The sequence below is a fragment of the Bradyrhizobium sp. CCBAU 25360 genome (assembly GCF_028128695.1).
Classification (GTDB): Bacteria; Pseudomonadota; Alphaproteobacteria; order Rhizobiales; family Xanthobacteraceae; genus Bradyrhizobium; species Bradyrhizobium ottawaense.
In genome coordinates, this window is sequence record NZ_LBJA01000031.1 from 25,202 (window position 1) to 46,996 (window position 21,795).

General features: G+C 64.6%; 31 protein-coding genes. 14 read left to right on the forward strand and 17 right to left on the reverse strand.

The annotated features are described in order from the left end of the window. Positions 1-5 precede the first annotated feature (5 nt). The 3 genes from XH81_RS08195 to XH81_RS08205 all read right to left on the reverse strand — a co-directional run bounded on the left by XH81_RS08195 (position 6) and on the right by XH81_RS08205 (position 2,394). Positions 6-581 (reverse strand): hypothetical protein, encoded by a 576-nt coding sequence (locus tag XH81_RS08195; RefSeq protein ID WP_028142789.1) that lies wholly within the window; start codon positions 579-581, stop codon positions 6-8. Between the two features lie 76 nt (positions 582-657). Further along, on the reverse strand, positions 658-921 hold the full coding sequence (locus XH81_RS08200) for a hypothetical protein (RefSeq protein WP_028142790.1): 264 nt from the start codon (positions 919-921) through the stop codon (positions 658-660). A gap of 75 nt (positions 922-996) precedes the next feature. Further along, the gene (locus XH81_RS08205; protein ID WP_097668934.1) at positions 997-2,394 is read right to left on the reverse strand and encodes a carotenoid oxygenase family protein; all 1,398 of its coding nucleotides are present in this window, start codon (positions 2,392-2,394) and stop codon (positions 997-999) included. A 105-nt stretch (positions 2,395-2,499) separates the two neighbouring features. Here XH81_RS08205 and XH81_RS08210 point away from each other — a divergent pair, with 105 nt between their 5' ends. Then, the gene (locus XH81_RS08210) at positions 2,500-3,240 is read left to right on the forward strand and encodes a TetR/AcrR family transcriptional regulator (protein WP_271596097.1); all 741 of its coding nucleotides are present in this window, start codon (positions 2,500-2,502) and stop codon (positions 3,238-3,240) included. 121 nt (positions 3,241-3,361) lie between these two features. Here the strand turns inward: XH81_RS08210 and XH81_RS08215 are convergent, their stop codons facing one another. Next, positions 3,362-3,967, reverse strand: coding sequence for a hypothetical protein (locus XH81_RS08215; protein ID WP_028142793.1), 606 nt, complete (start codon positions 3,965-3,967; stop codon positions 3,362-3,364). Positions 3,968-4,130: 163 nt separating this feature from the next. Here XH81_RS08215 and XH81_RS08220 point away from each other — a divergent pair, with 163 nt between their 5' ends. Next, complete coding sequence (locus XH81_RS08220) at positions 4,131-4,694, forward strand: SET domain-containing protein (protein WP_028142794.1); 564 nt, start codon at positions 4,131-4,133, stop codon at positions 4,692-4,694. A gap of 42 nt (positions 4,695-4,736) precedes the next feature. On the opposite strand, the gene XH81_RS08225 is transcribed toward XH81_RS08220, so the two are convergent. Continuing rightward, positions 4,737-5,135 carry a hypothetical protein gene (locus XH81_RS08225; RefSeq protein ID WP_028142795.1) on the reverse strand — a complete coding sequence of 133 codons (399 nt, stop codon included), beginning with the start codon at positions 5,133-5,135 and terminating at the stop codon, positions 4,737-4,739. Positions 5,136-5,174: 39 nt separating this feature from the next. Then, positions 5,175-5,405: a hypothetical protein gene (locus tag XH81_RS08230; protein ID WP_080670194.1), complete on the reverse strand. Its 231-nt coding sequence runs from the start codon at positions 5,403-5,405 to the stop codon at positions 5,175-5,177. A gap of 101 nt (positions 5,406-5,506) precedes the next feature. On the opposite strand from XH81_RS08230, the gene XH81_RS08235 reads away from it, so the two are divergent. Together XH81_RS08235 and XH81_RS08240 are read left to right on the forward strand one after the other, a co-directional pair. Continuing rightward, positions 5,507-6,328, forward strand: coding sequence for a helix-turn-helix domain-containing protein (locus tag XH81_RS08235; RefSeq protein ID WP_271596098.1), 822 nt, complete (start codon positions 5,507-5,509; stop codon positions 6,326-6,328). Positions 6,329-6,420: 92 nt separating this feature from the next. Beyond that, complete coding sequence (locus XH81_RS08240; protein WP_028142798.1) at positions 6,421-7,086, forward strand: DsbA family oxidoreductase; 666 nt, start codon at positions 6,421-6,423, stop codon at positions 7,084-7,086. On the opposite strand, the gene XH81_RS08245 is transcribed toward XH81_RS08240, so the two are convergent. The 3 genes from XH81_RS08245 to XH81_RS08255 all read right to left on the reverse strand — a co-directional run bounded on the left by XH81_RS08245 (position 7,064) and on the right by XH81_RS08255 (position 10,197). Then, entirely contained in the window at positions 7,064-8,257 is a 1,194-nt protein-coding gene (locus tag XH81_RS08245; protein ID WP_028142799.1) for a GNAT family N-acetyltransferase, read from the reverse strand. The genes XH81_RS08240 and XH81_RS08245 overlap by 23 nt on opposite strands. A gap of 151 nt (positions 8,258-8,408) precedes the next feature. After that, positions 8,409-9,848: a cytochrome c oxidase accessory protein CcoG gene (gene ccoG / locus XH81_RS08250; RefSeq protein ID WP_271596099.1), complete on the reverse strand. Its 1,440-nt coding sequence runs from the start codon at positions 9,846-9,848 to the stop codon at positions 8,409-8,411. A gap of 31 nt (positions 9,849-9,879) precedes the next feature. Continuing rightward, positions 9,880-10,197 carry an ArsR/SmtB family transcription factor gene (locus XH81_RS08255; protein WP_028142801.1) on the reverse strand — a complete coding sequence of 106 codons (318 nt, stop codon included), beginning with the start codon at positions 10,195-10,197 and terminating at the stop codon, positions 9,880-9,882. 93 nt (positions 10,198-10,290) lie between these two features. Between XH81_RS08255 and XH81_RS08260 the strand changes: the two genes are divergently transcribed. Genes XH81_RS08260 through XH81_RS08270 form a run of 3 tightly spaced genes read left to right on the forward strand, consistent with a single transcriptional unit; the run spans position 10,291 to position 11,572 of the window. Then, entirely contained in the window at positions 10,291-10,719 is a 429-nt protein-coding gene (locus XH81_RS08260) for a YeeE/YedE family protein (protein ID WP_028142802.1), read from the forward strand. A gap of 5 nt (positions 10,720-10,724) precedes the next feature. Beyond that, entirely contained in the window at positions 10,725-11,192 is a 468-nt protein-coding gene (locus XH81_RS08265; RefSeq protein ID WP_028142803.1) for a DUF6691 family protein, read from the forward strand. A gap of 23 nt (positions 11,193-11,215) precedes the next feature. Next, positions 11,216-11,572, forward strand: a complete 357-nt coding sequence (locus XH81_RS08270; RefSeq protein ID WP_028142804.1) for a carboxymuconolactone decarboxylase family protein — start codon at positions 11,216-11,218, stop codon at positions 11,570-11,572. Between the two features lie 68 nt (positions 11,573-11,640). Here the strand turns inward: XH81_RS08270 and XH81_RS08275 are convergent, their stop codons facing one another. Together XH81_RS08275 and XH81_RS08280 are read right to left on the reverse strand one after the other, a co-directional pair. Then, positions 11,641-11,967 carry a hypothetical protein gene (locus XH81_RS08275; RefSeq protein WP_028142805.1) on the reverse strand — a complete coding sequence of 109 codons (327 nt, stop codon included), beginning with the start codon at positions 11,965-11,967 and terminating at the stop codon, positions 11,641-11,643. A gap of 113 nt (positions 11,968-12,080) precedes the next feature. Further along, a complete protein-coding gene (locus XH81_RS08280; RefSeq protein WP_028142806.1) occupies positions 12,081-12,485 on the reverse strand; it encodes a hypothetical protein in 405 nt (134 codons plus the stop codon). A 177-nt stretch (positions 12,486-12,662) separates the two neighbouring features. Between XH81_RS08280 and XH81_RS08285 the strand changes: the two genes are divergently transcribed. Both XH81_RS08285 and XH81_RS08290 read left to right on the forward strand, forming a co-directional pair. After that, positions 12,663-12,887 (forward strand): hypothetical protein, encoded by a 225-nt coding sequence (locus tag XH81_RS08285; RefSeq protein ID WP_028142807.1) that lies wholly within the window; start codon positions 12,663-12,665, stop codon positions 12,885-12,887. 13 nt (positions 12,888-12,900) lie between these two features. After that, on the forward strand, positions 12,901-14,937 hold the full coding sequence (locus tag XH81_RS08290) for a pyrroloquinoline quinone-dependent dehydrogenase (protein WP_028142808.1): 2,037 nt from the start codon (positions 12,901-12,903) through the stop codon (positions 14,935-14,937). Between the two features lie 44 nt (positions 14,938-14,981). Here the strand turns inward: XH81_RS08290 and XH81_RS08295 are convergent, their stop codons facing one another. After that, positions 14,982-15,230, reverse strand: a complete 249-nt coding sequence (locus XH81_RS08295; RefSeq protein ID WP_370092662.1) for a PilZ domain-containing protein — start codon at positions 15,228-15,230, stop codon at positions 14,982-14,984. 176 nt (positions 15,231-15,406) lie between these two features. Here XH81_RS08295 and XH81_RS08300 point away from each other — a divergent pair, with 176 nt between their 5' ends. Further along, positions 15,407-15,700, forward strand: coding sequence for an HdeA family protein (locus XH81_RS08300; protein ID WP_026201704.1), 294 nt, complete (start codon positions 15,407-15,409; stop codon positions 15,698-15,700). Between the two features lie 133 nt (positions 15,701-15,833). Here XH81_RS08300 and XH81_RS08305 read toward each other — a convergent pair whose 3' ends face one another. Further along, positions 15,834-16,298 (reverse strand): PaaI family thioesterase, encoded by a 465-nt coding sequence (locus XH81_RS08305; protein ID WP_028142810.1) that lies wholly within the window; start codon positions 16,296-16,298, stop codon positions 15,834-15,836. 376 nt (positions 16,299-16,674) lie between these two features. On the opposite strand from XH81_RS08305, the gene XH81_RS08310 reads away from it, so the two are divergent. Both XH81_RS08310 and XH81_RS08315 read left to right on the forward strand, forming a co-directional pair. Continuing rightward, positions 16,675-16,971, forward strand: coding sequence for a hypothetical protein (locus XH81_RS08310; protein ID WP_018316631.1), 297 nt, complete (start codon positions 16,675-16,677; stop codon positions 16,969-16,971). Positions 16,972-17,098: 127 nt separating this feature from the next. Next, the gene (locus tag XH81_RS08315; RefSeq protein WP_028142811.1) at positions 17,099-17,353 is read left to right on the forward strand and encodes a hypothetical protein; all 255 of its coding nucleotides are present in this window, start codon (positions 17,099-17,101) and stop codon (positions 17,351-17,353) included. 82 nt (positions 17,354-17,435) lie between these two features. Here the strand turns inward: XH81_RS08315 and XH81_RS08320 are convergent, their stop codons facing one another. After that, complete coding sequence (locus XH81_RS08320) at positions 17,436-17,669, reverse strand: DUF6894 family protein (RefSeq protein ID WP_028142812.1); 234 nt, start codon at positions 17,667-17,669, stop codon at positions 17,436-17,438. A gap of 169 nt (positions 17,670-17,838) precedes the next feature. Beyond that, positions 17,839-18,036 carry a hypothetical protein gene (locus XH81_RS08325; RefSeq protein ID WP_028142813.1) on the reverse strand — a complete coding sequence of 66 codons (198 nt, stop codon included), beginning with the start codon at positions 18,034-18,036 and terminating at the stop codon, positions 17,839-17,841. A gap of 352 nt (positions 18,037-18,388) precedes the next feature. Between XH81_RS08325 and XH81_RS08330 the strand changes: the two genes are divergently transcribed. Next, positions 18,389-18,646 carry a DUF2798 domain-containing protein gene (locus tag XH81_RS08330; RefSeq protein WP_028142814.1) on the forward strand — a complete coding sequence of 86 codons (258 nt, stop codon included), beginning with the start codon at positions 18,389-18,391 and terminating at the stop codon, positions 18,644-18,646. 635 nt (positions 18,647-19,281) lie between these two features. Here the strand turns inward: XH81_RS08330 and XH81_RS08335 are convergent. Beyond that, entirely contained in the window at positions 19,282-19,449 is a 168-nt protein-coding gene (locus XH81_RS08335) for a hypothetical protein (protein ID WP_085967727.1), read from the reverse strand. Positions 19,450-19,604: 155 nt separating this feature from the next. Further along, entirely contained in the window at positions 19,605-19,805 is a 201-nt protein-coding gene (locus XH81_RS08340; protein WP_028142815.1) for a hypothetical protein, read from the reverse strand. 299 nt (positions 19,806-20,104) lie between these two features. On the opposite strand from XH81_RS08340, the gene recA reads away from it, so the two are divergent. Then, complete coding sequence (gene recA, locus XH81_RS08345) at positions 20,105-21,193, forward strand: recombinase RecA (protein WP_028142816.1); 1,089 nt, start codon at positions 20,105-20,107, stop codon at positions 21,191-21,193. The last annotated feature ends 602 nt before the right edge of the window (positions 21,194-21,795 follow it).

The following is a 21,795-nucleotide window of genomic DNA, read 5'->3' on the forward strand; positions in this document are numbered from 1 at the left end:
CCTGTTCAGCGGGCGGTGGGCAATGCGCGGGCGGGCGTACCGTACTTGATCTGGCGATACTCGGGATACCATTTTGTGAAGTAAATCGCGCTGTTGCGGGCGGCGAAGGCGACTGCAAGGCTCGACCAGAGCGGCAGGCCGGGGACGTAGAGCAGCACGAGATTGCCGGCCGCCATCAACAGCGCGGCTACGGTCCAGGCGCCGGTGATGACGTAATTGGCGGTGAGAAAGCCGGGCATCGCCGCGGTCTCGGCCGGCACTGATTCCAGCGCATATTGCAGCGTGAAGGGACGGCGGACCAGCAGCGAGCCGAGCGAGATGACGAAGATGCCGATATCGACCGACAGCTTGACGCCGAGCGTTCCGAGCTGCGGGTCGAGCAGCGCCAGGTAGAGGCCGATTGCGGCGAACACGATCGCCGAGCCCGCGGCCAGGGTCTTCACCGAGCGCCCGCGCGCCACATCGATTGCGACGGTGGCGAGGCAGATCGCGGAGGCCACGAACACGCTGATCGCGGCCGACGTTACCAGCATCAGGAAGCTGTAGGCGCCGTAGGGCGCAAGGATCAGGAAAATCGCCATTACCTACCTCGGTCAGGCCGATCTTTACGATGTAAAGATCAATAGGTCAGAGGCGAGACCGGGTCAAGCGAAATCTTTACAGTGTCAAAATGATGTAGGCGGCATGTAAAAGTTGAAGTGCCGCAACGGCTTGGTCGGACGCCTCGTCAGCCAATTCCGCCCAGGGCAGGCGCGACAGAATGGGGAGCGCGCAGGCGATCGCGAGGCCGAGGGCGAGCAGGATGCCGCCGTTGAAGAGGACTTGGCCGCTCCGCCGCAGATGGACCACCTCGAGTGTGAGCGCGGCGCAGACCATGGCGAGGATGGCGAGGAGGTCTGCAGTGATGGAGGGCATCTGCATACGGGCCTCTTTGGTGACACGTCCGTGCTGTGGCTCCGGGCGGGCGCCAAGTGGCGCGCCCCGGAATGACGGGAGCTACTGCGCCCCCACCCAATTGCCGTGAAAACCATCCGGCACGCGATGGCCGAGCTGCACCAGCGCGACGGGACCCGCTTCGACATCGGTGGCGTTGAACACGGCGAGGTCGCTGCGGTTCTCCCGCGCCCGCCAGACCACGGCGAGCAGCCAGCCATCGCCCTCAGTCGCATCCTTCGATCGCTCGACGAACACCGGCTCGGAGATGGTGTCGCCGGCGGGCAGCAGGTAATGGCCGAGACGTCTTCCGTTGCCGTCGACATGGACGACGCCGGAGAGCGCGCCGAACATCGGCAGTTTCGGATTGGCGCAGGCGTACCAGCCGTGACGGTTCTTCAGCCCGGCGCGGCGGTCGTCGATGCGCGGAAATTCGCCGGTGAGATCGTCGAGATAGGTCTGCTGGAAGCGATCGGTATTGCCGGAGAGATCGAAGGTCCAGCGGCAGTGCCGGGCGCGCGACTTGTCCGGATCGGTCGGCCGGCCGTCGGAATGCGGAAACAGCGGCGCTTCCTCGAACTGCATGACGTCGGCGATGATGCGGTTCTCGTCCTCCCACGCGTTCATGATGTGGAAGACGTAGCAGGCTTCACCGCGAAACCAGACGATGTCCTTTGCGGTGCCGCTCCGCTTCATCACGCCGACATAGGCGCCCTTGTCCGGCTCCCAGGCGTAGGGCGGCTGCCCGCGCATCGCGCGCTCCATGCTGCCGGTGATCGGCAGGATCGGAAACAGCACATGGTTCGCGGTGACGATGAAGTCATGCACCATGCTGGCATAGGGCGCCTCGAACCGCTCGAAGCGGGTCGCCTTGCCGGAGGCGTCGATCGAGCCGTAGGACAGGGCAGGGGTCAACGGACCCGCGGCGTTGTAGCCGAAGAACACGAGCTCGCCGGTGACGGGATCGATCTTCGGGTGCGCGGTAAAACTGCCGGCGACACGGCCCTGGTAGTTGTGATAGCCGCGCGTCGCCAGCGTGCCGGGCTCGATCTCGGTCGGCAGATGCGCCTCTTCCAGCGCCAGCAGCTTGCCGGCATGGAAGATGATGTTGGTGTTGGCGACGCCGCCGTCGGTGAGATCGGCCGGCGCATCCGGCAGCTTGCGGCCGAAGCCGCCGAACAAGGCGCGGCCGGCATCGTGCTCGGCGAGCCATTTCGGCGTGCGGACCCAGCGGTTGCGATAGCTGGCGCGCCCGTTGTCGAGGTGGAACGCGTGCAGCATGCCGTCGCCGACGAACCAATGCGCGCCGGGGGAATCGAACTGCGGATTGGGGCCGTTGCGATAGAGCGTGCCGTTCAGCTCGCGCGGCAATTCGCCGATGATCTTCAGGAATGGCGCGTCCGCTTCGAACGGGATCGGCGCGATGTTGTTGCGGCGCTCGGCGATGGCGTCGTGCTGCACGGCGTACACTCCTTATCTTTACATCGTAAAGATCGGATAGCGTCGATTGCCGCATCGGTCAAGCGAAATCTTTACACTGTCAATATTGCGTCATATAGCTTGCAAATGGCCAAGATCGACACCAAGACCGATACCAAGAGCGAAACGGCGCGAAGCGCGCGTGCCCCCAGAAAGACGACGTCGACTGCGGCATCGCGCCCAAGGCGCGGCGCGGCGAGCGCGAAGTCCGAGACGCCGTATCACCACGGTGCCTTGCGCGAGGCGTTGCTGCAGGCTGCCGAACGGGTGCTGGAGCGCGACGGACTCGCCGGCCTCACCTTGCGCGCGGTGGCGCGGGAGGCGGGCGTCTCCCATGCCGCACCCACCCACCATTTCGGTGATCTCACCGGCCTGCTCAGCGAACTCGCGGCCGTCGGCTTCCGCCAGTTCAACGCGGCGATGGCGGCATCCTGCGGTGCCGCCACCACGCCGCTCGAAGCCGCGCTGGCGCGGCCCAAGGCCTACGTCGCCTACGCGCAAGCCCATCCCGGCATGTACAGCATCATGTTCCGTACCGAGCGCCTGGACTATTCCAGGCCCTCGCTGCACGAGGCGGCCGAAGCCTCCTTCGCCGGGCTGGCGAATGCGATCGGCATGATGCGGCAGGAGCAGATCAGCGGTGACGCGCTGACGCTGAGCCAGGGTGCCGCGATCGCACGTGCCTGGTCGATGGTGCATGGCTTCACCATGCTGCTGCTCGACGGACGGCTCGAGGATATCTTGGGACGTCTGCCCGAGGGAACGACGGCCGAGCGGCTAATGGAGGCGATGCTGATGGCGCCGGTGGCCACCAAACACCCCGCATAGCGGTCGTGGGCCGCCAAGGCCTAAAGCATGATCCGGAAAAGTGCGCAGCGGTTTTCCGAAAAGATCATGCTTAAACAACAACCTAAAGCGCGATGACGATTCGTCCTAATCGCATCGCGCCTTAGCGCATCGTCGCAAGCTCGACGGCGCGGCCGCGCGTGCCGATGATCTTCACCTCGTCCTTGCCGCAAGCGAAGCCACGGGCGAAATCGTCCGCGGCCTTGCGCGCAAGCTCGTTGGTGGTGGGGTTTGCGATCGCATCGACATAAGCAACGTGACAGACCGGGCCCGGCGGGAGCCGGGTCACGACCAGCATGTCCCTGGTGTTCGGCCGGCCCTGCTTGTCGGGATCGGCATTGTCGGCGATGTGCCAGCGCTGGATGATCGCGAACGGCTTTGCGCCCACGGCACGCCATTCGATCGTGGTCTCCGACGAATTGAACGGTGCGAACCAGACCTTGGCTGCCGGTTCCTCGGCCGCCTGCTTGCGATTGCGGCCGACCGAGACGATTTCGCGAAGATCGTCCTCGGCGATCAGCACCAGGAGGCCGTCCTTGCCCGGACAGATGCGCGTCGTGCTGCCGTCGAGCTCGCTGGGCTTGCCGATCTGGCGGCAATCCTTGGGCGCGGTCGAGGTGTAGGTGCTGCCCACGGTTTGGGCGGCGGCGCTGTGCAGGCCGATGCAGATCATCAAGACGGCCAGGCCTGTGCAGGTGATGCGGTTCATCATGAGGGCTTCGATCGCAGGGAACTCCGCACCATCAGACGTCTTCATTGTGGGCAAGGTTCAAACAGGGGTGGGATAGACCTGACAGCGGCGCGGAATCGTTCTAGAAGAGCGGCTTCGCTTGGGCTCCTCCAGCCTCGTTCGCGTCCTCCTTTACTTGATCATGCCAGCCATCTCCTCGCAAAAACCCTATCGCGTCGGCCGCTCCAAGACCGGGCTCGGCCTCTTCGCCACCAAGCCGATCAAGAAGGGCACCCGGATCATCCGCTATTTCGGACCGATCCTGGATTCGCGGATTCCCGAGCAGGACGACATCGAGAACAAGTACCTGTTCGAGCTCAACGGCCGCTGGACTATCGACGGCTCGGTGCGCAAGAATCTGGCCCGCTACATCAACCATTCCTGCCGGCCCAACGCCGAGTCCGACGTCCGGCCGCGCGAGCGCAAGGTCTTCATCCGCGCCATCAGGAACATCGAGCCGGGTGACGAGATCAACTATGATTACGGCACCGACTATTTCAAAGCCTATCTGAAGCCGATCGGTTGCAAGTGCGAGTCTTGCGAGAAGAAGCGCAAGAAGCTGCGAACCGAGGCGCGGGCGGAAGCCGCCAAGGTGAAGGCGCGCACGGAAGCCAAGGCCAAGAAGGCGGGCACGAAAAGCACGGCGAAAAAGAAGAAGCTGAACGGCAAGCACTTCGCCGGCAAGGTCGGCCGGGCGAGGGCGTAGTCGCAGGCGATGGCCGCGATTGGTGCGCGGCCAGGCCGGGCCTCACGCCGCCACCGCGCTCGCACTTCTCCGCAATCCCACATATTGCAGCTCAGCAAACACGCCGGTGGCGATCGCCTGCGCCACGACCATGAGCGCGCCGGCAAGGTTCGGCGACACCGCGCCCGAGAGCAGCAGCGCAATGCTGCCGACCGTCCAGGCCGCATTGCCGATCACGACCAGCAGCACGAGCGCCTTCGCCACCGAGGCGCGTGACGCCAGCCAGCCGACCAGCGCGGCGTAGGCGATCAGGAACAGGCCGGTCTCGCGCAGCAGCGCTTCGGGCAGGTTGAACATCGCAGCGAACGCGCTCGCGCCGAAAGTGAAGCCGAGGGCGGCGACGCCGCTGAAGATGGCATCGGCGAGCAGCGCGCGGCGCAGGAAGGTGGAAGCGTCGATCATCAGAGGTCTCCATGGTTGGGGTGGGCTCGGGGGTGAAACTCAGTGCCGTCCGCGCCACCAGGCGCGAAGCAGGCGGGCGAGGCGGAACGGACAAAGGCTCCTGCCGACGCCGTGCTCGAAGGCCGTGACCTGCGCGAGCACATAGTCGCCGGTGGAATGCACCAGCGGCTCCGGCATGTTGAGGCTGCGCGCCAGCATCCGCGTTGCGAAGGCCATGGCCCAGGGAACAAGGTGGTCTGCGACGGTCCGGTAGAGCAGCAGCGCGATCATGGTCATCTCCTGTCGCCACTGAAGATGCGCGCGCCGGCGCGCCAATTCGATTACCTCGCGGGTAATGGAAGGGCCGAAATCCGCATGCTAGGTTTCCGGGCATGAACGCACATGCATCCACGGCACAGGCCGACCGCAGCCAGCCGGTTCACATCGGCGACCATTTGCGCGAATGGCGGCAGCGCCGCCGCATGAGCCAGCTCGATCTCGCGGGCGAAGCCGAAATCTCGGCGCGTCATCTCAGCTTCGTCGAGACTGGCCGCGCCGCGCCCTCGCGCGACATGGTGCTGCGGCTCGCCGAGCGTCTCGACGTGCCCTTGCGCGAGCGCAACGTGCTGCTGGTCGCCGCCGGCTACGCGCCCGCGTTCCAGCAGCGCCCGCTGGAGGACTCGGCCTTGAAATCAGCCCGCCAGGCGATCGATCTCGTGCTGAGGGCGCACGAGCCCAATCCCGCGCTCGCGGTGGACCGGCACTGGAACCTGGTGTCGGCCAACCGCATGGTGGCGCCGCTGCTCGACGGCATTCCGCAGCGGCTGCTCGGCCAGCCCTTCAACGTGCTGCGGCTCGCCTTTCATCCCGAGGCGCTGGCGCCGCGCACGGTCAATCTCGCGGAGTGGTGCGGCCACCTTCTGGAGCGTCTGCACCGGCAATGCGAGGTGACGGCCGATCCTGAGCTGATCAAGCTCTACAACGACCTCAAGAGCTATCCGATCCCGGCGCGCGCGGGGCCGCTGTCGAGCGACAATGTCGCGATCCCGTTCAAGCTGCGCCACGGCGGGGAGATACTAAGTTTCTTCTCCACCACCATGGTGTTCGGCACGCCCGTCGACATCACCCTGTCGGAGCTGGCGCTGGAGACGTTCTTCCCGGCCGACGAGCGCACCGCAGAGCGGCTGAAGCAGATCGCGGCAGCCATGACCTAGAGCCCTTGACCTAGAGCCCTTGGCACCCTTGCCTCCGAGCGGCTTCGGCTTATCTTTGGGCCAACCTTGATCGCCCGAAGGAGGCGCCTGACATGAGCACGCTGAAACCGCTCCAGATCGATGTCGTCTCCGATGTGGTGTGCCCCTGGTGCTATATCGGCAAGCACCGGATCGAGAGTGCGCTGGCGCTCGTGCCGGACGTTCCCGTCAAGCTCAATTTCCGCCCGTTCTTCCTCAACCCCTGGGTGCCGCGCGAGGGCATCAGCCGCGAGGCCTATCTCACCCAGAAGTTCGGCTCGGTCGAAGCCTATAAGGGGATCGCGGGGCGCGTCGTTACGGCCGCAAGCGAGGAGGGCCTCCTCTACAAGCCCGAGCTGGTCGCGCGTCAGCCCAACACGACCGACTGCCATCGCCTCATCCTGTGGGCGGAAGCGATCGGCAAGGCGCCCGAGATGAAGCAGCGCCTGATGGAGCTGTATTTCCGCGACGGCGGCGATCTCACCGATGTGAACGTGCTGGTGCAGGCGGCCGCCGATATCGGCCTCGACGCCGAGGACGTGCGCCGGCGCCTTGCCACCGACGAAGACGTCGCGCGCGTCTCGGCCGATGCGCAGGAGGCCGCCGAGAAGGGCATCTCCGGCGTGCCGACCTACGTGTTCGCGCAGAAATACGCCGTCTCCGGTGCGCAGGACCCGACCCTGCTCGCGCGCGCCATCCGCCAGGTCTCGGAGGAGATCAACGCGCAGGCGGCGGAGTAGCTTTCGCTGATTTGCGGAGCCGGCGGACCACGTGTCGCGCGCCCTCGTGCGCGGCATTGAGTCCGGCCAGTGCTGCGTGAATCAGGGCCACGACCGGATCGTGCCGCCGCAGCGGGATCAGCACGTCGCCGACTGCAAAACGCCCGCGCCAGATCGGGTTGATCATGGGGTGATCGGCGCTCGCGGTGGAATCCGCGCTTGCGATGGCGGGATCGGCGCAGAGATGGCGGGTGAGCTCGATTGTGAGCTGCACGCCCGGCGAATATTTCGCAAAGCGTTCGTCAATGCCGAGCTTGAAGAAGAAAGCGCGGTCCTGATGGCTCAGCACGATGCCGGCGGCGACCGGGGTCGTCCCGGCGCGAAGCGTGATGATTTCGCACTGCGCGGTCTCCGCCAGCGCCGGCACCGCGCGGCGAATGAAGGTCGCATCGCCGACATGCTGCACCAGCGCGGTGCCGCGCTTGCCTTTCCAGCCGCTGGCTTCGAGCTGCAGGAATGTTTCGAGTGCGGGCCCGATCTCGTCAGGCCGGCGTGCGACGTCGAACGTAACAGGGCCGTGCTCTTCGAGGCGATGGCTTTGTCGGCGCAGCTCCTTGAGCTTCTTGGTGCCGAGTGCGTCGCGCAGTAGCGTTTCGTCATCCTGCGTCGCATCGAGGCTGGCGCGGATGTAGGAGGAAAGCACGCGCGGCTTCAGGCCGTCGCGGGTCAGGACCTGCTTAAGCGCAGTCATCGCAGCGCCGTCGAGCGCGACGTCGTTGAGCACGAGCGCATGCGCGCCGGCCTCGCGCGCCCGCCGCAACAGTTGCGTCGCCGCCTCGATCGGGGCGTCGCGGTCGATCAGCGGACTGCACAGGGTGCCGTAGGGATGCGCGCTCACCAGCGCGGGCAGGGGAATCTTCAGGGCGCGCCACAGCGAGATCACCGGCATCAGCCCGATCAGCCGGGTCGACGCGCCGTCGAAAGCGGGCAATGCCGAAGCTGCGGTGCGGCCGCGCGCGGTGGCGCTGACGGCGAGCTCCCAGGCGGGCAGGTAATATCCGTTCGGCTCGATCGCGCGCTGCGCGAGCGCGCGCCATTGGCCGGGATCGATCGCTGTAAGCGGGACGCGCGCCGCCATGGCATCCTTTCTCGATGCCGCATGGATCGCTGCCTGCTGCGCGATGTCGACCACGTCCCCTCGTCCCGTTCACGCGGGCAAATGCCGCGTCACGTGGCCATGCTTAGCCCAAAGATTGGAAAATACCGTTGGGACGCGGCTCCAATTCGACCGGTAATGTTAACGTCTCGTTGAGCATCCGGTGCCGGATGCTCAACGCAGATCCCTATTTGTCGCCGGGCAGGAAGTGATCACGGGCGCTCGCCCGCCCCCCGCTGGCGGTATCGGTGATCGCAACCTCGAGATCGCGCGAGCTCTTCGGCAGATCGGCAGGCCCGACCTGCACCGACAGCCTGACCTCGCGGGTCTGGTCCTGCCCGACTTCTACGACGGGCTTGCCATCCGGAGCGACTTCAACGCCTGCGACCCGGATGTTCGCGCCGGGCAGTCCGGAGACCTCGATCGCAAACGATCGCTGTGCGCCCTTGTTGAGAATGCGCACGGTGTAATCGTTGCGGACCCCGCCGTCCGAGAGCTGAACGAACAGCGGATTGCGCTCGTGCAGCACGTTGACGTCCATGGTCGCGCGCGTGGCGAGGGTGTAGACCATGATGGTGCCGACGATGGCAATGGCTGCGGTATAGATCAGCGTGCGCGCGCGGACGATGCGATAGATCGGCGGCTTGCCGTCGCGCCGGCGCTGCATGTTGATATCGGTATCGTAGCCGATCAGGCCCTTGGGCCGGCCGATCTCGCGCATGACGTTGTCGCAGGCATCGATGCAGAGGCCGCACTGGATGCAGCCGAGCTGGATGCCGTGGCGGATGTCGACGCCAGTCGGGCAGACGTTGATGCATTGGTGGCAGTCGACGCAATCGCCGGCGAAATCGCCATGGGCGCGGGCAGCTTCCGCCTTCTTCACCGACATGCGCGGCTCTCCGCGGTCGCCGCGATAGGTGACGTTGAGCGCCGATTCGTCGGTCAATGCCGCCTGGATGCGCGGCCACGGGCACATGTAGATGCACATCTGCTCACGGGCGTGGCCGGCGAAGACATAGGTCGTCGCGGTCAGGATGCCGATCCAGAGATAGGCGATGAACGGGGCCTGGAAGGTGGCGAGCTCCTTCACCAGCGTCGGCGCGTCGTCGAAATACAGCACCCAGGCGCCGCCGGTCCACCAGGCGATCATGATCCAGAGAAAGTGCTTCAGCGCCACCTTCCGGATGTGGTCGAACGTCCAGTAGCGCTTGTCGCCCTGCATGCGCTCGCGCCGGTCGCCTTCGACCCAGCGCTCGACGGCGTAGAACAGGTCGGTCCACACCGTCTGCGGGCACAAATAGCCGCACCACAGTCGCCCCGCGACTGCATTCATCAGGAACAGGGCCATCGCCGCGATGATGAGCAGACCGGTGAAGTAATACACCTCCTGCGGCCACAGCTCGATGAAGAAGAAATAGAAGCGGCGATGCGGCAAGTCGATCAGCACGGCCTGGTCGGGCAGGCCGGGTCCGCGATTCCAGCGCATGAATGGCAAGAGATAATAGATCCCGAGCGTGACGCACAGGATCGCCCATTTGATGCGGCGGAACGGGCCGTGGACCGATTGAGGATAGACCTTCCTGCGCTTCTCGTAGAGAGGTCCTTCGATGAAGGTGTCGTCGGTCATGCCGCGCTCCCGCGTTTGCGCCGGCGAAGTCCTAGGGTGCGCAGAAGAGGCGGTACAGCGTCTCCAGCACCGCGCGGACTTCCCGGCTCGCGATGCTGTAGTATATCGTCTGGCCGTCCCGCCTGGGTTTGACCAGGCTCAATGCGCGCATCTTGCCGAGATGCTGAGATAGCGCCGCCGAGGACAGGCCCGCGATCTCGGCGAGTTCGCCGACGGACTTTTCGCCGTCCAGCATGTTGCAGAGAACCAGCAGGCGCTTGGGATTGCCCATAGCGGTGAGGAGGCGGGAGGCGTCTTCGGCCTTCTCCTCCAGAGCGAGCAATTCCTGATTGCGGGGCTTGCGATTCATGGTCGGCTAATATATTAGTATATTCGAAAATAAGAAACAACTGAAATAAAGGTATCGCCGCCCGTGAAGGGCACTCTCGGTCCGGAGGGTCGAATGGTTGCAACGTCTTTCACGCCAATGGCTTCGCTCGTGGGCGGCGCGCTGATCGGCCTGTCCGCCGTTCTGCTGATGTGGGCGAAGGGACGGGTCGCCGGCGTCAGCGGCATCGCGGCAAGGTTGTTTCCGCCCTATGAGGACGGCGAGTTCGCCGGACGGCTGGCCTTCGTCGCCGGTCTTGTCGCCGCACCCGTGCTGGTGCGGCTCGCCACCGGAAGCCTGCCGTCGCAGACGATCGAGGCGGGCACGGCAATCCTGGTTGTCGGCGGCCTGCTCACCGGCTTTGGCTCGGTGTGGGGCAGCGGCTGCACCTCGGGCCACGGCGTCTGCGGCCTGTCGCGGCTCTCCACGCGTTCGCTGGTCGCGACCGTGACCTTCATGGCAGCCGGCATGGCGACCGTCTTCGTGATGCGGCACTGGAGCTGACGCCGATGGCCATTCTCGTTCAATTCGTGATCGGCCTGATCTTCGGTCTCGGCCTGATCGTCTCCGGCATGTCCGACCCGGCGAAGGTTCTGAACTTCCTCGACGTCGGCGGCATTCCGGCGGGGACGTGGGATGCGAGCCTTGCCTTCGTGATGGCCGGCGCGGTGGCCGTGACCTTCATCGGCTTCAATCGCGTCCTGCGGCGCGCGCGTCCGTTCTTTGCCGAACGATTTTTTCTCCCGACGCGAAACGATATCGATCTCAGAATCGTCGCAGGTCCGGCGATCTTCGGTATCGGCTGGGGACTGGCCGGCTTCTGTCCGGGGCCGGCGCTGACCGCGCTCGGGTTCGGGTCTTCTTTGGCCTTCATCTTCGTCGCGGCGATGTGTGCCGGCATGGTGCTGGCACGCTTTGTCGCTCACCTGCCGTCGCTGACGCGCTTCGTCGCGCCGGCCGATCCGCTCGAAACCTGAAGTCACTGCAGAGAGTAAAGACCATGGACAAGAACTATCCCGACATCGTCAGGCAAATCTCCGCCAATATGCGCAAGCTGCGGAGCGACATTCCCGAGACGATGAAGGGATTTTCCGCACTCGCCCAGGCCGCCACGCGGGACGGCGCGCTGGACAAGAAGACCAAGGAGCTGATGGCGCTGGCGCTCGGTGTCGCCGCGCGTTGTGACGGCTGCATCGGCTTTCACACCGAAGCCCTCGTCAAGCTCGGCGCGACGCGTCAGGAGGTCGAGGAGACGCTCGGCATGGCCGTTTACATGGGCGGCGGGCCGTCGCTGATGTACGCCGCCGACGCGATCGCGGCCTACGAGCAGTTTCAGCACCAATCCGTCGCCGCCTGATCCGATTCAATCACGTGACGGGACCGGGCGATTGTCTCGCCCGGTCCCGCCCATGCCGGATCTAGCAACTACCAGCGGTCGCCGACACCGACGCCCACGCTGACGCCGGGCGCGCGAATGCCGACGCCGCCGCGCGGCCCGTCATCCCAGTCGCGATAGGTGCGTCGCTCATAATAGCGATCGCGCGGCATGGAATTGTAGGAATCGCGCACGATCACGCGCGAACCACCGCGCGTACGATAGCAGCGGCCGGCGTCGTCGCAGACAAGCCGGACCTGCTGGACGAGATCCGAATTGGTATACTCGCTGCTCGTGTAGATATCGGAAGCCTTCGCACTCGACGCCGCCGCCAAAGCACCGACGCCCGCCAAAAGCGCAATCGTAAACGTCTTCATCCTGTCCTCCACCGAAACTGCCCTCGGCGGTAACAAGAAGGGGAGGCGGCGATCGTTCCCGATTGCGATACTGGTTTTTCCCGGAACCGGAGCTTTGTTGCGCGGATTCGCTGCTAGATCGGCTCGTAGGTCTCCGTTCCGCAGATATCGTCGGCTTCCGCCCGGCGGCGGTCGACCACCTTTCCGCCTGATATCGTCACGATGTAGGTCTGGGCGCCGAGCGAGGTGCCGGTCGCGGAGGTGAGCTGGGCGCGGACGCAGGCGGTCCAGCCGGGCCCTCGCACCTCGCGATGGGGCGAAGCGACGTGCACCTCGCGCGGATAGGAGGTGGCGAGGAAGACGACGTCGATCTGCTCGCGCACCAGGCGCTTGACGTCGGGAGGCGCTTCGGGCGGCGGCTGCTCGGTTTCCTTCATGCGCATGAATTCCGGCACTGGGGCGCGGCTGTCGGCAACGCCGCAGGCGCCGAGCGCGAGCGCGCCGGCGAGCAACGCCGCATGAGCAATGATCCGCAACATCCGTGAAGGTCCCCTGCGGGCCAACAGATAGGCAGGAATGCGATCCGGCGAAGTCCCCGGCGATCAAGATTTGCTGAAGTCTTTATGGAAGCCTTGATGGAATGGTTGGAACTCGCGGCATTTCATATTCCGGAATTGCAGGCTAAGTTTGTACCCCAGACGAGGGGGATTGCACCAATGAGGATTTTGGTCATTGCGGCCGCGGTCATGGCGCTGACGGTTGCCTCGGCGCAGGCGCAGGGCCGGCGGCCACCCAATGACGGAGCCAAACCGGCGGACAACAAGCCCAAGGTCGACGAGAAAGCCTACAAGGCCGCGCTCGAGCGCATTCCCGAGCCCAAGGACAAGTACGACCCTTGGGGCGGGGCCCGGCCGAGTGAACCCGCCAAGAAGCCGAAATAGAGCGAGGGAAGCGTTGCGGAGCAGCCTGCGAATTCCGATCGGGCTCGTTGCGCTGCTGCTGATTGCCGTGCGGCCAAGCGCGGCCTGGGAGAGTTGGGGCGGCGATGCCGGCGGCTCGCGCTTCTCGCCACTGCAACAGATCACGCCCGACAATGTCGGCAATCTGGTTCGGGCCTTCGAATTCCGCACCGGCGATCTCACGGTGCGTCCGCCGGAGGTGATGCGGCGAACCAAATTCCAGGCAACGCCGCTGTTCGTCGAGGACAGCCTGATCTTCTGCTCGCCCTTCAACGAGGTGATTGCGCTCGATCCCGGCACAGGCGCGCAGAAATGGCGTTACGATCCGAAGATCGCGACCGATCAGCGTCCCGCCAATCGTTACGTCTGCCGCGGCGTCACCTACTGGACCGACGATGAGGCGCCCGCGAATGCCGCCTGTCGATCGCGCATCTTCACGGGCACGAACGACGTCCGCCTGATCGCGCTGGACGCGAAGACGGGAATTCCCTGTGCCGGTTTCGGCAATGGCGGCGAGGTGAAGCTCGATATCGGCATGGCCCTGGAATGGCCCGGCGAGTTCCAGATCACCTCGCCGCCCGCCGTTGGCCGGGGTGTCGTCGTGGTCGGCTCCTCGATCTCCGACAACCGACGCGTCGATGCGCCGAGCGGCGTCGTACGTGCGTTCGACGCGCGCAGCGGCCGGGCGCGCTGGACCTTCGAGCCGCTCAAGCGTGACGGCATCGAAGCCGGGCACGCCAACGTCTGGGCGCCGATGTCGGTCGACGCGGCGCGCGGCCTGGTGTTCCTGCCGACGTCCTCGCCGTCGCCGGATTTCTGGGGCGGCAAGCGGCCGGGCAACAACGAACATGCCAATTCGGTGGTCGCATTGCGTATCGAGACCGGCGAGCTCGCATGGGCATTCCAGACCGTGCATCACGACGTCTGGGATTACGATCTGGCGGCGCAGCCGACGCTCGCGCGCCTCGATGCCGGTGACGGCCAGCGCGACGTCGTGATCCAGCCGACCAAGCAGGGTTTTGTCTTCGTGCTCGACCGCGATACCGGCAAGCCGGTCTGGCCGGTGGAAGAACGCGCGGTGCCGCAGGGCGGCGCGGACGGGGAGGCGTTGTCGCCGACGCAGCCGTTTCCGACGCATGTGCCGGCGCTGACGTCGCAGACGATCTCGACCGACGACGCGCTCTCGCCGTTGCCGGAACTGCGCCGCTCGTCCTGCGAGCGCCAGTTCACGGAGGCGCGCAACGAGGGTCTGTTCACGCCGCCTTCCGTGCGGGGCACGCTGGAGTTTCCCTTCACCGGCGGCGGCGTGAACTGGGGCAGCGCGGCCTTCGATCCGGTCCGGCAGATTCTCTACGCCAACACCGGGCGCGCCGTTCATCTCATCAGGCTGATCCCGCGCGCGGAGGCCGCCGGGTACAACCCGCCGCCGGGTCATGATTTCGGCCAGCAGCGCGGCGCGCCGTTTGCGATGTCGCGCGCGGTGGCGATGTCGCCGCTCGGTCTGCTCTGCAACAAGCCGCCCTGGGGCGAGATGGTTGCGGTCGATCTGAAGGCCGGCAAGATCCTCTGGCGCTCGACCGTGGGCACCACCGAAGATCTGGCACCGCTCGGCGCGCCGCTGCCCTGGGGCGCGCCTCTCGTCAACGGACTGGCGGTCACGGCGGGTGGTCTCGTCTTCACCGGCGCGATGGATGCTTATCTGCGTGCCTTCGATGCGCGAAGCGGCAAGGAGTTGTGGCAGGGACGGCTGCCGGTGCCCGGCGTCGCCAATCCCATGACCTATCTGTGGAAGGGCGAGCAATATGTCGCGATCGGCGCCGGCGGCCACTCTGAAGCTGGCACCTCGATCGGCGACAGCGTGGTTGCGTTCCGCCTGGCGCGGCCGGGCGAGGCGCCGACATTGTGGTCGCGCACCATCGATCGTCCCGGTGGACGATTTTTTGGGGCATCCGCAGTGATCGGAATCGGGATCGCCGCGCTCGTGATCGCAAGCCTGCGCTGGCGTCGCCGTCGTCGTATCACGCAATCATAATCGTGTTGTGGATGCGATGCGAACGTTCGTTCACATCGCGCGCGCTATTGCACGAAGGCGAGGCCGACGCGCTTGTCACTGCGCCAAACTGTGCGACAATTCCGGACGAAATCGTCGCGCGCGATCGATAGCGTGAACGATTGCGGCAATGTGACGGGGGTGTCGAGGTCGATCGCCGCGCCGCCCGCTGACATGTTTCGCACAGTGCAGGGAATGCCGCTGCTTTCAAAGGTGATCGTTCCACCCTTGAAAACACGGTACCGCTGCGCTTCACGCTTCTCGATCATCCGCATTGGTCCATCATGTTGATTGTGAAGTAGTGCATAGAAATTACGTTGAACTAAACTCAATACTGGCGCTACTTGCACAGCGCTTCAGACTTCGTTTACGACGTTGACGCGGAGAGTCTCTCCGCCGACTTTCCTCACACGCTTTTCTTTTGTGGCGCTACGCTCCAATGGAGATACTGATGAAGACCACGCTTTCGATTTTGCTCGCCGCCGCGTTCTCGCTGTCGTCGATGCCCGCCCACGCCGTCAAGTGGGACCTCTCGACCATGAGCTGCAAGCAGTTCCTCGAGAGCGGCGAAGACAATATCCAGGTCGTGCTGACCTGGATGGACGGCTGGTACAAGGGCGACGAGGACAACGCGATCATCGACACCGACGTGTTCATCGAGAACGCCAAGAAGTTCGGTGCCTATTGCGGAAAGAATCCGACAGCCAGCATCGTCACCGCGGCCGACGAAGTGCTCGGAAAATAATCCCGGCAAGTCATGAAGCGTGCGGACCGAAGCGAGGATGCAATCGCGCTTCGGTCTCTTGCTTCGACACGATCGTGATGGAGAGCCGCGGTGCGCTTTACGCCCACGCGGCTCTCTTCTTTTGAGATGCTGCTCAGCCCGGCAGCATCGCGAACGCGCTCGATACCATCGCGACCGGCTTGTTGTCGGCGGCCGAGAGCAGCGTGACGCGGCCAAAGCTCATGGTGCGCCCGAGCCGCACTACGCGCGCGTCCGCCAGCACGTCCGACGAGGACACTGCGCGCATGAAATGCGTGGTCTGGTCGACCGTGGTCATCGGGCGGTAGCCGCGATTGGCAGCCAGGATCGCGATCACCATCGCGGTGTCGGCGAGCGCCATCAGGGCCTGGCCGCAGACCACGCCGCCGTTCCGGCACAGCCGCTCCGAGAACGGCATGCGCAGCAGCGCGCCCGGCTGCCAGTCCGGCGCATCCGCCGGCTGCACGTGCTCGAGGCGCTCGACGGCGAGATTAAGATCCTGGACCCAGGGCGCAAAAACCTCGCCGAGGATGCGTCTGGCGTCGGAGAGGCCGAATTCGGTGTCTGGCTGCATTTGCATTGCTGGCGCGCTCTCCTGTATTTGCCTGATGTTTCGGCCCATTGTGCGCGCATCGGCGCGGCAAAGTCACCCGGTCTGGCGCCGGTCCCGTCGGCTTGAAAATGCCTGACTTGGCCCGATATGATGGCTTGCTCGGGGTATGGGTGGATGATGTTGCGTCGGTGTGTCCTCGTCTTTTGCATGGCCGCGCTCGGCCTGGCGCTGAGCGGCTGCACCAAATGCGGTCCGATCTGGGACGACTGGCTGCACGCGCCGAAATCGTGCAGATCGGATCGGCTCTAGCGGGCCCGGACGGCCTCGGCGGTCGCGAGCGGCCGCGACAAGGATGACCAGGCACGGGCGATCCGTGCCTCCATGGATGATCAAGGAGTAGACGATGAAGCTTTTCCGTTTGGCCGCGGTGCTGGCCGTGCTGGCGGGACCTGCCTATGCGCAAATGCCCAATCTGAATTTGCTGCAGGACGCCCCGAGCAAGACCCCCGAGGAAAAGGCCGCGGAAGCCGAGCGTGACAAGGCCTACAAGGAAACGCTGAAGAAGATCCCGGATTCCAAGACCTCCAACGATCCCTGGGGCGGCATGCGCTCCGATCCGCCGAAGCAGCCGGCGGCGCCGAAGGCCTCGGCCGCAACCAGCGCGCCGAAGAAGTCCAAGAGCGGCACGGCCGCCAACTGACGAGCGGCACGGCCGCCAACTGACCCAGCTCCGTTCGGGAGGCGGTGCAACGCTTTTCGGACGGGACTCCTCTTCACCCGGCTCACGCCCTACATTGGGCTGAGCGTAGTGCGTAGAGGAGGAGGACATGGCCGACCGTCCGCGGGATCTCGCCGAGCGGATGGCGCGCCGGCGCAAGATCGCCGGCAAGCCGGGCCAAGCGGTTCGGGACGGCTATCTGCGCGAGACCTTCACGCTGCCGCGCGCGGCGGCGCGGGAAAGGGCGCAGGCCTTCTTCGCCCGCTACCCCAAGGCCGGCTATATGAGCGTTGTCGAGAGCTGGCGCGAGCTGCCCGGCGGCGATATCGAATTCACCATGCGGCGGCTGCCCAGCGCGGACTAGAGCATGATCCGGAAAAGTGCTCAGCGGTTTTCCGAAAAGATCATGCTCAAACAACAATCTAAAGCTTGATCCGGAGAGCTTGCTAGTCGAGGGTTTCGGCAACGATGCGGATCCGGAACACGGGCTCCTTGGTCTCGTCCAGCAGCTCCATGTGCCATTCGGAATTTTCCTGGAGCTTGCGGGCAATGCCTGCGGTCATGTCGGCGCAGACATTGGTCATCTCTTTCCAGGCCGAATTGCGATCGGCAAATTCCGTCGCCTGATCGGCGCAGCCGGAGTAACTTCCATTCCGGATCCGAAAGAAATACAACGGCATAGCTGGCACCGATCGCGCGCGTGATGGCCTCGCCCCCAAGGCCATGGGCGCGCGCGCAGTCCAATCCCAAACGACCGTCAGATCAATTCCGGGCGGCTACGGATGATGTTCCGCCGCAACCGCCAGCCGTGGTGCAGCGGGCGCAGAAGGCGCCATCCGATGCCGACTTTCATCCGGCCGGTTCACGCCGCCCGGCCGATCGCTTCAGCTCACGGTCGATACGCAGCTGCACGCGCCGGATCGCCAACAGGTCGATTTTCGTCTCGGTCTTGCCGGTCTTGACCTGCTCGCCAATGCGGAACTGCCACTGCCAGATTCCGGGAATCGCCGTCTTGGCGACGGTGAACTCGATGCCCCTGTGATTCATGGCGACCTCCCACGATTCACTCTCCATGACTGCAAACATGTTCGACGTGCCAATATTCCGGAGACAAGCAAATTTTGTCGGTAAGCCCTAGATAGTTCGGGGGTATCTCGAAAGCGCGCCTGCCCCGAAACAGGCGAAGCCGGCTCTCGAAAGACGCCGGTCCGTGAGACAGTGAGGCTGTCGCATACCCGTGGTTCTCCGACCATGAACAAAGTTCCTGGGCTGCACCCGGCTGCGTCGGTACGCCGATCGGACGGGCCGCGGGGGGCCCGCGGAGGGGTTACCGGTTTCCCTGCAAGCGGCGGCATATGCCTTGCTTGGTCTGGCGATGGCAAAAACAGCAAGGGCCGTCATGCTGGGCATTCCCCGCCGCTACAGTCATTTCGTCTTCGGCATCATCCAGTCCGGGCTGACGTCGCTGATCGCGGCGGGGATCGCCAGCTTGCCCGCAGGCAGCGCGATGAGCTTCGTCGGGCACTGGATGGTGTCGTGGCTGATCGCATGGGCCGCGATGTTGCCGATCGTGCTGCTGGCTGCGCCCGCGATCCGCGCCTTCTCGCTGCTCCTGACGCAGGAGGAGCGGGACCCGCGAACCGCCCGGCAGGCATGAAAAAGCCCCGCCTGGGGAGAGCCAGACGGGGCAAAAAGTTATTGGAGGCTGAGGTGCTGGGCTGCAACACCATAGCGGCATCATCCTAGCCGGCTCCGCTTACGGCAGCCTGACAGGCGTCAGATTTCCGGACTCAACGCCGAGGCCGCAGACTGGCCCCGCACCGGTCCCAATTTCGACATCCGTTCGCACAACTGCGGACACACCGGTCGGCAAGATTCCACAGCGTTCGGCGCAGCCATGGGGGAAACGTGGCACGCCGACCACGGGGTGGCATCATGGATAACGTAGAGCGGTCATTCGCCGCCGCGACAGCGGCTGGCTTCGTGGTGCTGGTGATCGGCCTCGTGCTGCTGGCGCTGCTTTAAGGACAGGCACGCGAGCGGCAGCCTTTCCCTGGATGAACGGGGTACAGGGCATGCCGCAAAATTGGAAAACAACCCCATGCACAGTAGGCTGCACGGAAGTTCCGTTGTCCTTTCAATAGCTTAAACTTGGTGTTTGGATGCCGTCAACGCGCTTGCGGTGATAGGGCGACCGCCTCCCGCCGCCACCTCCCGCAAGGTCATCAAAAGGGCCGCCGCCAGCCGTATCGCCGGCGCGCTCTTGTCAGCTTCGGAAGCCCCCGGTTGGGTCTAGTGGATCTTGATTTCATTCAGGGGAAGGTGGAACTCGGCGGCGCGCTCTTGGCGGTCCTTCTTGCGGAATTCGTTTTCCTGGCGCTCGAACTTCATCAGTTCCTCATGCGCCGCCTCCAGCAGGGGATTGCGCCTGATCGTATCGCGGTTCGTGGTGTCCGTCATGACTGAGGTCCCCAGAGTTGCGGTCCCATCCTGGAGAAGGCCCGAGACCGCGAAAAGGTTCGGTGCCGCAGGATTGCGGAATTCTGACGGCGGCCGGCGGCTGCGTCTTTGATGAGCGTCAGCTTCGGCCGGGGAATGACGTTGCGACAGCCCTGCTATTTCGGCGGTTGCAGCCCGGGGGATATGACCCAGTCGTGCAGATGATTGGCGACATCGGCCTGGCGGGCCTTCTTGAGCAGGGCGTCCCGCTCGGGCCCGGGCGGAAGCCTGGCGGCCTCTTCCTGGACCTGCTTCACCCATGCGGAGAGCCGGTCTTGAAGGGTCAACTGCTGCTTGAAACGTCGCCGCTTGAGCATGGCGCGCTCCTTTTCATGCGATGAAGGCGGGAGCGCAATCGGCGTTCTCGTCACCGATAGTGGCCACGGTTGGGGCGGTGATGGCCCATTGAGGACCATTAACGGGAGCCGCGTCTGTCCAGTTGTGTGCACAACGCGAATGGGGAGGGGGACGTGGCGATGCTCACGGACAAAGCCTCAAATCCGCAAAAGAACATATTGCGAACCTAGAACAAATAGGGTACGTTGCTTTTATCGACGAGCCGCCTCGCCAATCGTTTGTCCCTCACGCGAATCCTCGCCATAAGGAGCACGACCCAATGTCCGCCACTGCCCTGCGTATCGTCGAAGGATCTTCCATGGACAAGAGTAAAGCTCTGGCCGCCGCGCTCTCTCAGATCGAGCGCCAGTTCGGCAAGGGCTCGGTGATGAAGCTCGGCAAGAACGACCGGTCCATGGACATCGAGGCGGTGTCGTCAGGCTCGCTCGGGCTCGATATCGCGCTCGGCATCGGCGGCCTGCCGAAGGGGCGCATCGTCGAGATCTACGGGCCGGAATCCTCAGGAAAAACCACGCTGGCGCTGCATACGGTGGCCGAAGCGCAGAAGAAGGGCGGCATCTGCGCCTTCATCGACGCCGAGCACGCGCTCGACCCGGTCTATGCGAGGAAGCTGGGCGTCAACATCGACGAGCTCCTGATCTCGCAGCCCGACACCGGTGAGCAGGCGCTGGAGATCTGCGACACGCTGGTGCGGTCGGGTGCGGTGGACGTGCTGGTGATCGATTCGGTCGCGGCGCTGGTGCCGAAGGCCGAGCTCGAGGGCGAGATGGGCGATGCGCTGCCGGGTCTGCAGGCCCGCCTGATGAGCCAGGCGCTGCGCAAGCTGACGGCCTCCATCAACAAGTCCAACACCATGGTGATCTTCATCAACCAGATCCGCATGAAGATCGGTGTGATGTACGGCTCGCCGGAAACCACCACCGGCGGCAACGCGCTGAAGTTCTATGCCTCGGTCCGCCTCGACATCCGCCGCATCGGCGCGATCAAGGAGCGCGACGAAGTTGTCGGCAACACCACGCGCGTCAAGGTCGTCAAGAACAAGCTGGCGCCGCCCTTCAAGCAGGTCGAGTTCGACATCATGTACGGCGAGGGCGTCTCCAAGATGGGTGAGATCCTCGATCTCGGCGTCAAGGCCGGCATCGTCGAGAAGTCAGGCGCCTGGTTCTCCTATGACAGCCAGCGTCTCGGCCAGGGCCGCGAGAACTCGAAAGCGTTCCTGAAGGCCAACCCCGACATCACCGCCAAGATCGAGACCTCGATCCGCCAGAACTCCGGCCTGATCGCCGAGCAAATTCTCGCCGGCACGCCGGAGCGCGACGCCGACGGCGAGGAGCCGGCGGACGAGTAAGACCTAACGCGAAAGTTTTTCGCGAGGAGCGGGCGCTGAAGACGTTGAGTTGCCGACGTCGTCAGTGCCCGTTTCGTTTTGCGTAAGGGTGAGGTGCGCCGACGATGAAGCGTGTGATCCTGACCAGTTCGGCGGGCGTCGGTCTTGCCCTCGCCGATCGCGCCGACATGGTCATCCCGTTCATCTATCGCTTCGTTTCGGGGCCACTTCCGACGGCTGACCACCTCATCCGCTATCTCGGCTGGCGGGAGTCCAGGACGTGGGTCGACCAAATGCACTGGTCGGATTGCGTCCCCGTGCGTCAGTCGCCCCTCATCAGGCGCCAGGATCGAGCCGGTGCCCTGCTCTGGGTCTGCAAGAATTACGGGGTCGATCTCATTGAACTGTGGTTCGACCCCGAACCCAACAGTCAATTGCAGCTGATCTGGATCCTCAATTACCTGCGTTTCGAGCCGTCACTTACTGAGAGTCTGAGACTACGACTCGTCGATTTCGATCTGCGCTGCCGTCGCCAGCGACGGGACTGGGGGCGACCGAGACGCGGCTTCTCGAACTCATCGCAAGCGGACGCAGTCGCACCGATGAGCTGTTTCCGTCAGGCA

Coding starts and splice junctions, on each gene's coding strand:
- XH81_RS08325 (WP_028142813.1), bottom strand. CDS start 18,036: ATGAATCACAGGGGCATCGAGTTCACCGTCGCCAAGACGGCGATTCCC.
- XH81_RS08260 (WP_028142802.1), top strand. CDS start 10,291: ATGGTTGCAACGTCTTTCACGCCAATGGCTTCGCTCGTGGGCGGCGCG.
- XH81_RS08265 (WP_028142803.1), top strand. CDS start 10,725: ATGGCCATTCTCGTTCAATTCGTGATCGGCCTGATCTTCGGTCTCGGC.
- XH81_RS08240 (WP_028142798.1), top strand. CDS start 6,421: ATGAGCACGCTGAAACCGCTCCAGATCGATGTCGTCTCCGATGTGGTG.
- XH81_RS08215 (WP_028142793.1), bottom strand. CDS start 3,967: ATGAACCGCATCACCTGCACAGGCCTGGCCGTCTTGATGATCTGCATC.
- XH81_RS08195 (WP_028142789.1), bottom strand. CDS start 581: ATGGCGATTTTCCTGATCCTTGCGCCCTACGGCGCCTACAGCTTCCTG.
- XH81_RS08330 (WP_028142814.1), top strand. CDS start 18,389: ATGCTGGGCATTCCCCGCCGCTACAGTCATTTCGTCTTCGGCATCATC.
- XH81_RS08315 (WP_028142811.1), top strand. CDS start 17,099: ATGGCCGACCGTCCGCGGGATCTCGCCGAGCGGATGGCGCGCCGGCGC.
- ccoG (WP_271596099.1), bottom strand. CDS start 9,848: ATGACCGACGACACCTTCATCGAAGGACCTCTCTACGAGAAGCGCAGG.
- XH81_RS08230 (WP_080670194.1), bottom strand. CDS start 5,405: ATGATCGCGCTGCTGCTCTACCGGACCGTCGCAGACCACCTTGTTCCC.
- XH81_RS08280 (WP_028142806.1), bottom strand. CDS start 12,485: ATGTTGCGGATCATTGCTCATGCGGCGTTGCTCGCCGGCGCGCTCGCG.
- XH81_RS08270 (WP_028142804.1), top strand. CDS start 11,216: ATGGACAAGAACTATCCCGACATCGTCAGGCAAATCTCCGCCAATATG.
- XH81_RS08220 (WP_028142794.1), top strand. CDS start 4,131: ATGCCAGCCATCTCCTCGCAAAAACCCTATCGCGTCGGCCGCTCCAAG.
- XH81_RS08335 (WP_085967727.1), bottom strand. CDS start 19,449: ATGACGGACACCACGAACCGCGATACGATCAGGCGCAATCCCCTGCTG.
- XH81_RS08305 (WP_028142810.1), bottom strand. CDS start 16,298: ATGCAAATGCAGCCAGACACCGAATTCGGCCTCTCCGACGCCAGACGC.
- XH81_RS08225 (WP_028142795.1), bottom strand. CDS start 5,135: ATGATCGACGCTTCCACCTTCCTGCGCCGCGCGCTGCTCGCCGATGCC.
- XH81_RS08340 (WP_028142815.1), bottom strand. CDS start 19,805: ATGCTCAAGCGGCGACGTTTCAAGCAGCAGTTGACCCTTCAAGACCGG.
- XH81_RS08235 (WP_271596098.1), top strand. CDS start 5,507: ATGAACGCACATGCATCCACGGCACAGGCCGACCGCAGCCAGCCGGTT.
- XH81_RS08210 (WP_271596097.1), top strand. CDS start 2,500: ATGGCCAAGATCGACACCAAGACCGATACCAAGAGCGAAACGGCGCGA.
- XH81_RS08200 (WP_028142790.1), bottom strand. CDS start 921: ATGCAGATGCCCTCCATCACTGCAGACCTCCTCGCCATCCTCGCCATG.
- XH81_RS08320 (WP_028142812.1), bottom strand. CDS start 17,669: ATGCCGTTGTATTTCTTTCGGATCCGGAATGGAAGTTACTCCGGCTGC.
- XH81_RS08300 (WP_026201704.1), top strand. CDS start 15,407: ATGAAGACCACGCTTTCGATTTTGCTCGCCGCCGCGTTCTCGCTGTCG.
- XH81_RS08310 (WP_018316631.1), top strand. CDS start 16,675: ATGAAGCTTTTCCGTTTGGCCGCGGTGCTGGCCGTGCTGGCGGGACCT.
- XH81_RS08275 (WP_028142805.1), bottom strand. CDS start 11,967: ATGAAGACGTTTACGATTGCGCTTTTGGCGGGCGTCGGTGCTTTGGCG.
- recA (WP_028142816.1), top strand. CDS start 20,105: ATGTCCGCCACTGCCCTGCGTATCGTCGAAGGATCTTCCATGGACAAG.
- XH81_RS08255 (WP_028142801.1), bottom strand. CDS start 10,197: ATGAATCGCAAGCCCCGCAATCAGGAATTGCTCGCTCTGGAGGAGAAG.
- XH81_RS08295 (WP_370092662.1), bottom strand. CDS start 15,230: ATGCGGATGATCGAGAAGCGTGAAGCGCAGCGGTACCGTGTTTTCAAG.
- XH81_RS08285 (WP_028142807.1), top strand. CDS start 12,663: ATGAGGATTTTGGTCATTGCGGCCGCGGTCATGGCGCTGACGGTTGCC.